Source organism: Roseomonas aerilata DSM 19363 (genome assembly GCF_000711725.1).
Lineage (GTDB): Bacteria > Pseudomonadota > Alphaproteobacteria > Acetobacterales > Acetobacteraceae > Roseomonas > Roseomonas aerilata.
Genome location: NZ_JONP01000003.1, coordinates 294,255 through 304,275, shown reverse-complemented (window position 1 = coordinate 304,275; position 10,021 = coordinate 294,255). Strand labels below are relative to the sequence as shown.

The following is a 10,021-nucleotide window of genomic DNA, read 5'->3' as shown; positions in this document are numbered from 1 at the left end:
CCCGCGCCCGATCGCCGAGGCCGCCCGCCGCGCCGACGAGTACGCCCGCGGCATGCTGACAGGCGGCACGCTCTTCGAGGAGATGGGCTTCTACTACGTGGGTCCCGTGGACGGGCACGACCTCGACCACCTGCTGCCCGTGCTGCGCAACCTGCGCGACGCCGAGGAGAGCGGGCCCATCCTGCTCCACGTGGTCACCCAGAAGGGCAAGGGCTACCAGCCCGCCGAGGCGAGCCCGGACAAGTACCACGGCGTCGCCAAGTTCAACGTGGTCACCGGCGAGCAGGCCAAGGCCCCGCCCGGGCCGCCCTCCTACACGAAGGTCTTCGCCAACGCCCTCATCGCCGAGGCCGAGGCGGACCCGCGGATCGTCGCCGTCACCGCCGCCATGCCCGGCGGCACGGGGCTCGACGCCTTCGAGCGCCGCTTTCCGCGCCGAGCCTTCGACGTGGGCATTGCCGAGCAGCACGCGGTGACCTTTGCCGCCGGCATGGCCTGCGAGGGGCTGCGGCCCTTCGTCGCCATCTACTCGACCTTCCTCCAGCGCGCCTACGACCAGGTGGTGCACGACGTGGCGCTGCAGAACCTGCCCGTGCGCTTTGCCATGGACCGGGCGGGGCTGGTGGGCGCGGACGGCGCCACCCATGCCGGCGCCTACGACATCGCCTATCTCGGCTGCATCCCGAACATGACGCTCATGGCCGCCGCCGACGAGGTGGAGCTCACCCACATGGTGGCCACCGCCGCCGCCTATGACGCCGGGCCGATCGCGTTGCGCTACCCGCGCGGCGAGGGCACGGGGCTCGAGATCCCCGCCCGCGGCACCGTGCTGCCCATCGGCAAGGGTCGCGTGCTCCGCCAGGGCTCGACCATCGCCATCCTCTCCTACGGCACACGGCTGGCCGAGGCCCTTCGCGCCGCCGACGAGCTCGCCGCCCAGGGCCTCTCCTGCACGGTGGCCGACGCGCGCTTCGCCAAGCCGCTCGACACCGAGCTCCTCGAGCGCCTCGCCCGCACCCACGCCGTCCTGCTCACCGTCGAGGAGGGCTCGACGGGCGGCTTCGGCTCCCTCGTCGCCCACCACCTCGCCCATGCCGGGCTCCTCGATGGCGGACTGCGCTTCCGCCCGCTCACCCTGCCCGACACCTACATCGACCACGACGCCCCCAAAAAGCAGTACGACCTGGCCGGCCTCAACGCCCCGCAAATCGCTCAGGCCGCGAGAGACGCTCTCGGCCAGGAAGGCACCATCCGCAACGCCCGGGCTTGAGGCCTTCGCAAGCGGGGCGGCCCATGGTTTGTTGCGCCGCAACACCCCATAGGGCGCCCCCTTGCCGACCGAGACTTCGCTGATCGGCCGCTTCGTCGCGGCCAGCGCGCGCCATCCCTGGGCGGTGCTCCTCCTCTCGCTCGCGGTTGCCCTGGGTGCGCTGTTCTACACCAGCCGCCACTTCGCCATGACCACCGACACGGCGGAGCTGATCTCGACCGACCTGCCCTGGCGGCAGCGGGAACTGGCCTATGCCGCTGCCTTCCCGCAGCAGCGCGACCTTGTCCTCGCTGTGATCGACGGCGCGACGCCCGAGCTGGCCGATGCCGCCGCCGCGCGCCTCGCCGCGGCCCTCGAAGGGCGACGGGACCTGTTCCGCACCGTCCGCCGCCCCGATTCCGGCCCCTTCTTCGAGCGCGAGGGCCTGCTCCTCCTGCCGCTGGACGACGTGCGCGCCACCACCGAGCAACTCGTCACCGCCCAGCCCTTCCTCGGTCCCTTGGCCGCCGACCCGAGCCTGCGCGGGGTCACCACCGTGCTCAACAACGTGCTGGAAGGGGTCGCGCGGGGCGAGGCGAAGCTCGCGGACCTTCAGCGCGCCCTCCCCTCGCTCGCCGCCGCGATCGAGGACGCCGCCGCCGGCCGACCGCACTTCTTCTCCTGGCGCGCCCTCATCTCCGGCACCGCGCCCGGCCCGCGCGAGACCCGGCGCTTCATCCTCGTCCAGCCGGTGCTGGACTACGGCGCGCTCCAACCCGGTGCCGCCGCCACCGACGCGCTGCGCGCCACCGCCCTCTCGCTCGGCCTCGACCCTGCCCACGGCGTCACCCTTCGCCTTACCGGCCCCGTGCCGCTGGCGGATGAGGAATTCGCCACGATCTCGGAGAATGCGGGCTTCGTCTCGGGGGCCATGGTGCTCGCCCTCGTGGGCATTCTCTGGCTGGCCGTCCGCTCCGCGCGCGTGGTCGTGGCCATCCTCGTCACCACCATCCTCGGCCTGGTGGTCACGACCGGGCTTGGGCTGGCCGCGACAGGGCGCTTCAACCTCATCTCCGTCGCCTTCATCCCCCTCTTCGTCGGGCTGGGAATCGACTTCAACATCCAGTTCGCCGTCCGCGTCCTCGCGGAGCGCCAGCACGGCAAGGCGCTGGCGGAAGCCCTGGCGGCGGCCGGGCGCGGGGTCGGGGGCGGCCTGGCCCTGGCGGCGGCGGCCATCGCCGCGGGCCTCTTCGCCTTCCTGCCCACCAGCTATATCGGCGTTGCCGAACTCGGGGCCATCGCGGGCATCGGCATGGCCGTCGCCTTCCTCCTCAGCATCAGCCTCCTCCCCGCGATGCTGACCCTGACCCACCCGTCCGGCGGCATGGCGGAGGTCGGCTACCACGCCCTCGCCCCGATGGAGCACCTGCTGCACCGGCAGCGCCGCCCCGTGCTGGCCTTGGCGGCGGGCGCGGCGGCGGTCTCGCTCGCCCTCGTTCCGTTCCTGCGCTTCGACTTCAACCCGCTGCACCTGCGCAGCCCGCATGTGGAATCGATGTCCACCCTGGCCGACCTGATGGTGGACCCGGACCGCACGCCCAACGCGATCAACGCCCTCGCCCCATCACCCGAGGCCACCGAGGCCCTGGCCCGGCGGCTGGAGGCCCTGCCGCAGGTGTCCCACACTATCACCCTGGGCAGCTTCATTCCCGGGCAGCAGGAGGAGAAGCTCGCCTATATCGAGGACGCCGCCATGCTCCTCGGCCCCTCGCTGGAGGCGGTGGAGCCCCTGGCCCCGCCCTCCGACGAGGACCTCCTGCGCGGCCTGTCCACCACCGCTGCCGCCCTTCGCACCGCCGCGGGGCAGGCGCAGGACCCCGCCTCCGCGGCTGCCCGTCGCCTCGCCGAGGCCATGGACCGCCTCCGCGCCGCGCCCCCCGCGAACCGCCAGGCCGCGCAGGCGATGCTGGCCGAGCCGCTGAAGACCCTTCTCGGCCAGACCCGCGCCCTGCTCACCGCCGGCCCCATCACGCGGGAGAGCCTGCCGCCCGACCTCGTCGCGGACTGGATCACCGCGGACGGCCGCGCCCGTGTCCAGGCCTATCCGCGCGGCGACGTGAACGACGACGACAACCTCCACCGCTTCGCCGAGGCCGTGCAGGCGGTCGCCCCGGATGCCACGGGGACACCGATCTCCATCCGCGGCGCCGGCGGCAGCATCGTCACCGCCTTCATCCAGGCGGGCGTGCTGTCCTTCGTCGCCGTCACCGCCCTTCTCGCCCTCGTCCTCCGCCGCGTGCGGGACGTGGCGCTGACGATGGCGCCCGTGCTGCTGAGCGGGCTGCTGACGCTCGCCACCTGCACCGCGCTCGACCTGCCGCTGAACTTCGCCAATATCATCGCCCTGCCGCTGCTCTTCGGCATCGGGGTCGCCTTCAACATCTACTTCGTCATGGCCTGGCGCAGCGGGGAGACGGATCTTCTCCAGTCCAGCCTCACCCGCGCCGTTGTCTTCAGCGCCCTGACCACCGCGACCGCCTTCGGCGCCCTGTGGCTGTCCAGCCATCCCGGCACGGCCAGCATGGGGCGGCTGCTGATGATCTCGCTCGGCTGGGAACTCCTCGTCACGCTGCTCATCCGGCCAGCCCTCCTGGCCCAGCCGCCGGCGGAACTCGCAGCGCGGGGCTAGCGCGGGTCGGCATCGCTCATCGCCGGATCAGAACACCGCAGAACCACCATCACAGGCTCTTGCATAAGGTACGACTATGCTCGCCCGCCTGCTCCCCTATGCTTCCGCCATGATCCCGCGAATCCTTCTCTCCCTTGCCCTCGCCGCCTCGCTGGGAGCCTGTGCCACCCGGGGGGGAGACGCGGAGATGGCGGCAACCCCCGGCGACCCGCTGGAGCCGACCAACCGGCAGGTGCTGGACGTGAACATGGCGGTGGACGACGCGGTGATCCGCCCGGTGGCGCAGGGTTACCGCGCGGCGGTGCCGGCCTATGCCCGCACCCGCATCCGCAACGTCCTCGATAACATGCAGGAGCCGCGGATCTTCGCGAACAACGTGCTCCAGGGCCGCTTCCTGGACGCGGGACACACGACGATGCGCTTCTTCTTCAACTCCACGGTGGGCGTCGCCGGCCTCTACGACGTCGCGACCGACTTCGGCATTGCCCGTCGTACCGGCGATTTCGGCCAGACCCTGAACGCCTGGGGGCTGGAGGACGGGCCCTACCTCATGCTGCCGATCGCCGGACCGTCGAACGTGCGCGACACCGTCGGCATGGTCGGCGACGGCTTCCTGAACCCGATCAGCTGGCTGCTGCCCTTCGGCGGCAACGCGGCCCGGGCGGGGGTCAGCGGCGTCGACCTGCGGGAGCAGAACATCGAGAGCCTGGACGCGCTCCGGGGCGAATCGCTCGACTTCTACGCCCGCCTCCGCAGCGTCTGGCAGCAGCGCCGCAACGCCGAGCTCGGCCGCACCGACGACACGGGCGACCGGCTGGACGTGCTGCAGGACCCGGGCGCAGCGCCCACCCCGGTGCCCGCGGCCCGCTGAAGACGCCGGCTCAGGCCCGCAGCAGGTCCGCCGCCCGGCGCCGCAGCTCTGCCGTCAGCCGCTCCGCCCCACCCTCGCGCAGGAGAGTGGCGAACTCGGCCCGGCGGGAGGCGAGTTCGCTGATCGTGCCGGTGAGATAGATATCCACGATCCGCCACGCCCCCTGCCCCTGCCGCAGGAGGTAGTTGAGCTGCACGGGCGCGTTGTTCACCCGGTTCAGCACGGTGCGCACGAGGTGATCCCCGTTCGCGAGGGTCGACTCGCCCGTGGTGGCGAAGCTTTCGCCCGAATAGCCGTCGAAGCGGTTCGCATAGGTCGCGATCGTCCAGTCGGAGAAGGCGGCCACGAGCGCCGCCTGCTGGTCTGGCGCGATGCCGGACCAAGCGGGCCCGACCGCGATCCGCGTCATCGCTGGAAGGTCGAAGGCCGACTGCATGACCGGTCGGAGGCGGTCCAGCCGCCCGCGGACGCCCAGGCGCCGGGCATCGCGCATCACCCCGATCAGGGCCGCGTGCAGCGTCTCCACCACCCCCGAGGCGCCTGCCTGGGCCCGTACCGGGGCGGCAGGGAGGAGGAGGGCTGCCGTCAGCAATGCCCTGCGGGAGGCGCGGCTGGGGCCAGGGCTGCACACGCCGTGAAGCGCATCACGAATACCTAACCTTAATCTCATTAGAGAATGCTTCCGGATCCCTGGCTGACACCATATAGGCGTTCACGGGACGCCCGGTTGCCGCGACTTCGACGGTTCTTACGCCTAAATAGATATCCGAGACGCAACAAATTGTCTCAGGATCGACAGAACACTTAACATCGTCCTTTTCGAACCAGCGGTCCGCAAGCGAGAGTGAGCGGAATCACAGCCCGGAACCAACGCATGCGCGCAGTCCTCGCTGCTTTCTGCCTTGCTCTCGGTGCGGCGAGCCCCGCGCTGGCACAGGCCCCGGCCACGCCTCCTGGCCAGGAGGGCGGGCCGCCGGTCTCGGTCGCCGTCGCGCCGGCCACCGTCGGCGCGGTGCCGGTGGAGGTAACGGCGAACGGGACAGCCCAGCCGATCTCGGTGATCTCCGTGCGCTCCCGGGTGGATGGGCAAATCGAGCGGCTGCATGTCGAGGAGGGGCAGTTGGTGAAGGCCGGGGACCTGCTCTTCACCCTCGACTCCCGCACCGCCCAGGCCCAGCTCGCCCAGCAGGAGGCGAACCTCGCCCGCGATCGCGCCCAGCTTGAGCGCGCCCAGTCCGACGCCCGCCGCTACGCCTCCCTCCGCTCCGACGCCTATGCCTCCGCCCAGCGGGCCGAGCAGGCGAGCGCGGATGCGACCGCCCTGGCCGCCACCGTGAAGGCCGGCGAGGCGATCGTGGCGCAGACGCGGCTGGCCATCGAGTTCGCGACCATCCGGGCCGAGGCCCCTGGCCGACTGGGCAACCTGCCCTACAAGGCCGGCAACTTCGTCCGCGCCTCGGAGGGCGCGGTGCTGGCCACCATCACCCAGACCGACCCGATCCTCGTCGCCTTCTCCGTGCCCGAGCGCTGGCTGGCCGAGTTGCGCGCCGCCCAGGGCCGGAACGAAACGCCCCGCGTGCGGGCCCAGCCCCCGGGGGAGGCCGCCCGCCCGGCCCAGGGGGAGCTGGTCTTCGTCGACAGCGCCGTGGACACCACCACCGGCACGATCCAGCTCAAGGCGCGTTTCCCGAACGAGGCCTCGCGGCTCTGGCCCGGCCAGTACCTGGAAGTGGTGATGGTCCCGCGCACCGATGCCCAGGCCACCTCCGTCCCCGTCGCCGCGGTGCGCGTGGGCCAGGGCGGCAACTTCCTCTACGCCGTGACGCCAGAGAACACCGCCCGGCGCGTCCAAGTGAAGGTGCTACGCTACGCCTCCGGCCGCGCCGTCATCGAGGGCGGCGTCGCCGATGGCGAGCGCGTGGTCACCGAGGGCATCGAGCGCCTGCGCGACGGTGCCCGCGTTGCGGTCCGCACCCCCGGGCAGGCGCCCGGCGGCGGGCGGCCCCAAGCCCAGGGCGGTCAGGCACCGGATGCGGCGCCCCAGGCGCAGGCAGCCGCTCGATGAACCTTTCCGCCGTCTTCATCCGCCGCCCGGTCATGACCGGGCTCCTCTCGGTGGCCATCGTGCTCGCGGGCATCATGGGCTACCTGTCCATGCCAGTGGCCGCCGTGCCGCGGGTGGACTTCCCGGTCATCACGGTCAGCGCCCAGCTTCCCGGCGCGAGCCCGGACACCATGGCCACCTCCGTCGCCCTGCCGATGGAGCGTGAGTTCTCCACCATCACCGGCATCGACCAGATCTCGTCCACCTCCGGCCAGGGCACGACGCAGATCACGCTGCAATTCGTGCTCAACCGGAACATCGACGCGGCCGCGCAGGACGTGCAGGCGGCGCTGACCCGCGCCCAGCGGCGCCTGCCGATCGAGATGACGCAGCCGCCCTCCTACCGGAAGGCGAACCCGGCCGACGCACCGGTGGTGCTGCTGACGCTCTCGGGCGGCGACGTGCCGCTCTACCAACTGAACGACATTGCCTCGACCCTCGTCTCCCCCGCCCTCTCCCGCGTGCCGGGCGTCGCGCAGGTGGTGACCTATGGCGAGCAGCTCTTCTCCGTCCGGGTACGGATGCGGGCGGACCGGCTGGCCGCCATGGGGCTCACGCTGGACCAGGTGAGCAGCGCGGTCGCGACGGCCAATTCGAACACGCCGGTCGGCACGCTCAGCGGCCAGCGGCAGCAGTTGGTGCTGCGCGCGAACGATCAGCCGCCGGATGCCGAGGCGTTCGGCAATCTCGTCATCGCCGGCCGGTCCGGCGCCCAGGTGCGCCTCTCGGAGGTGGCGGATGTGGTGGACGGCGTGCAGAACGACCGTGTCGCCTCCTACCGCAACGGGGTGCGCGGCCTGACGCTCGCCGTGCAGCGCCAGCCCGACGCGAACACGGTGGAGGTGGTGGACGGCGTCATCGCCGCCCTCCCGGCACTCCGCGCGGCCCTGCCGCCGGGCTCGCAGCTCGACGTGGCACTCGACCGCTCCGCCTCCATCCGGGCCGCCGTGCACGACGTGCAGGAAAGCCTGCTGATCGCCATCGGCCTCGTCGTGCTGGTGGTCTGGCTCTTCCTGCGGCGGCTGCTGGCGACGCTGATCCCGATGGTCGCCGTGCCGATCTCGCTCTGCGGCACCTTCGGGCTGATGTACCTGCTGGGCTACGGCATCGACAACGTGACCCTGCTGGCCCTGACACTGGCGGTGGGCCTCGTCGTGGACGACGCCATCGTCATGCTGGAATCGATTGTCCGGCACGTGGAGGAGGGGATGAACCCCTTCGAGGCGGCGCTGAAGGGCTCGCGGGAGATCGGCTTCACGATCATCTCGATCACCCTCTCCCTCACCGCCGTCTTCCTGCCGATCCTGCTCATGGGCGGCGTGGTGGGGCGCGTGTTCAACGCCTTCGCCGCCACCGTCTCGCTGGCAGTCGCGGTGTCCTGCTTCGTCTCCCTCACCCTCACCCCGCTTATGGCCTCCTGGCTGCCGGCCCATTCGCCGCCGGGCCGGGTGGACGCCTTCCTCGAGCGCGGCTTCAAGGCGGTGGAGCGGGCCTATGCCTGGGGCCTCGGCCTCGCGCTGCGGTTCCGGCTGGTGGTCTGGGCGGTGTTCTTCGCCTCCCTCGTCGCGGCCGGCTGGCTGGCCGTCGCCATGCCCAAGGGCTTTTTCCCGATCGAGGACACCGGCCTCGCCAACGGCGCGACCGAGGGCCCGCGCGACGCCTCCTACGAGGCAATGGTGGAACTGCAGGGGGAGGTCGCCCGGATCATCAAGGCGAACCCCTATGTCGAGACGGTCGCCTCCAACGTGGGCGCGGTCGGGCAGAGCCTCTCGATCAACCAGGGGCGCATGTTCATCGAGCTGAAGCCGCGGAACCAGCGCCCGCCGGTCCAGGAGGTCATCCAGCAGCTCCGCCGCGAAACCTCCAGCGTGCCGGGCATGCAGGTCTTCCTCCAGCCGATCCAGAACCTCAACTTCGGCGCCCGCCAATCGCGCACCCTCTATATCTACACGCTGCAAGGGCTCGAATCCGGGCCGCTCTACGACTTCTCCCAGCGCCTCGCGGCCCGGCTGCGGAGCAACCCGCTGCTGCAGGACGTGAACACCGACCTCCAGCTCGACGCCCCCGTGGTCTCGGTGCAGGTGGACCGCGATCGGGCGGCGGCCCTCGGCGTGACGGTGGACCAGGTGCGCCAGGCCCTCTACTCCGCCTTTGGCGCGCGGCAGATCTCGACCATCTACGCCCAGGCAAATGCCTACCCAGTCATCGTGGAGGCCCTGCCGGAGGACCAGCGGGACGAGAACGGGCTGCAGAAGCTCTATCTTCGCTCCAACACGGGCCGCCTCGTGCCGCTGAGCGCGCTGGCGACGGTGCAGCGCGGCACCGGGCCGCTGACGGTCGGGCACCAGGGCCAGCTGCCGGCGGTGACCATCGGCTTCAACCTCGCGCCTGGCGTCTCCCTCGGCGCGGCGACGGAAGCCATCATGGCGACCCAGGCCGAGATGCAGCCGCCGCTCGGCGTCATCGGGGCCTTCTCCGGCACGGCGCAGGTCTTCCAGCAGGCACTGGCCGGCCAGGGCGCGTTGATCCTGGCCGCCGTGCTGGTGATGTATGTCGTGCTCGGCGTCCTTTACGAGAGCCTCATCCACCCGCTGACCATTCTCTCCGGCCTGCCCGCGGCGGCGCTGGGTGCGCTGGCCACGCTCTGGCTCTTCGGGATGGATCTCTCGGTCATCGGCGTGATCGGTGTGCTGCTGCTGATCGGGCTGGTGAAGAAGAACGCCATCATGATCGTGGACGTGGCGCTCAGCCGGCAGCGGGAGGGCGTGGACGCGCTGACGGCGGTGCGGGAGGCCTGCCTTCTCCGCTTCCGTCCGATCATCATGACGACGCTCGCCGCCGCCGCCGGCGCGGTGCCGATCGCCGCCGGCTGGGGCGCCGCGGCCGAGCTGCGCCAGCCGCTCGGCCTCGCCGTCGTGGGCGGCCTGGCGGTCAGCCAGGCGCTGACGCTCTTCGTGACGCCCGTGCTTTATCTCGGCTTCGATGCGCTCGGCAGCGCGGTCGGGCGGCTCCGTCGCGGCTCGCGCGCCGTGCCGCCCGCCGCCCATCCTGCCCCGGCGGAATAGCCACTGGCCGAAGGACGTGAGAAGGGCCGCCCGGGGGAACCCG

6 protein-coding genes are annotated in these 10,021 nt (G+C 71.6%); 5 read left to right on the top strand and 1 reads right to left on the bottom strand.

Annotated elements, in window-relative coordinates:
* From dxs to BO39_RS05735, 3 genes are all read left to right on the top strand, one after another.
* Positions 1-1,270 (top strand): 1-deoxy-D-xylulose-5-phosphate synthase (gene dxs, locus BO39_RS05745; protein ID WP_043830826.1); only part of this gene is annotated, 1,270 nt, incomplete at its 5' end.
* 61 nt (positions 1,271-1,331) lie between these two features.
* Positions 1,332-3,938 (top strand): hopanoid transporter HpnN, encoded by a 2,607-nt coding sequence (gene hpnN / locus BO39_RS05740; RefSeq protein WP_043830824.1) that lies wholly within the window; start codon positions 1,332-1,334, stop codon positions 3,936-3,938.
* A gap of 76 nt (positions 3,939-4,014) precedes the next feature.
* Positions 4,015-4,809 carry an MlaA family lipoprotein gene (locus tag BO39_RS05735; RefSeq protein ID WP_052401596.1) on the top strand — a complete coding sequence of 265 codons (795 nt, stop codon included), beginning with the start codon at positions 4,015-4,017 and terminating at the stop codon, positions 4,807-4,809.
* A 10-nt stretch (positions 4,810-4,819) separates the two neighbouring features.
* Here BO39_RS05735 and BO39_RS05730 read toward each other — a convergent pair whose 3' ends face one another.
* Positions 4,820-5,401 carry an ABC transporter substrate-binding protein gene (locus BO39_RS05730; RefSeq protein ID WP_169742730.1) on the bottom strand — a complete coding sequence of 194 codons (582 nt, stop codon included), beginning with the start codon at positions 5,399-5,401 and terminating at the stop codon, positions 4,820-4,822.
* A gap of 282 nt (positions 5,402-5,683) precedes the next feature.
* Here BO39_RS05730 and BO39_RS05725 point away from each other — a divergent pair, with 282 nt between their 5' ends.
* Both BO39_RS05725 and BO39_RS05720 read left to right on the top strand, forming a co-directional pair.
* On the top strand, positions 5,684-6,874 hold the full coding sequence (locus tag BO39_RS05725; RefSeq protein ID WP_052401592.1) for an efflux RND transporter periplasmic adaptor subunit: 1,191 nt from the start codon (positions 5,684-5,686) through the stop codon (positions 6,872-6,874).
* Positions 6,871-9,978: an efflux RND transporter permease subunit gene (locus BO39_RS05720; protein ID WP_043830821.1), complete on the top strand. Its 3,108-nt coding sequence runs from the start codon at positions 6,871-6,873 to the stop codon at positions 9,976-9,978. The genes BO39_RS05725 and BO39_RS05720 overlap by 4 nt, the downstream gene beginning before the upstream one ends.
* Positions 9,979-10,021: the final 43 nt, after the last annotated feature.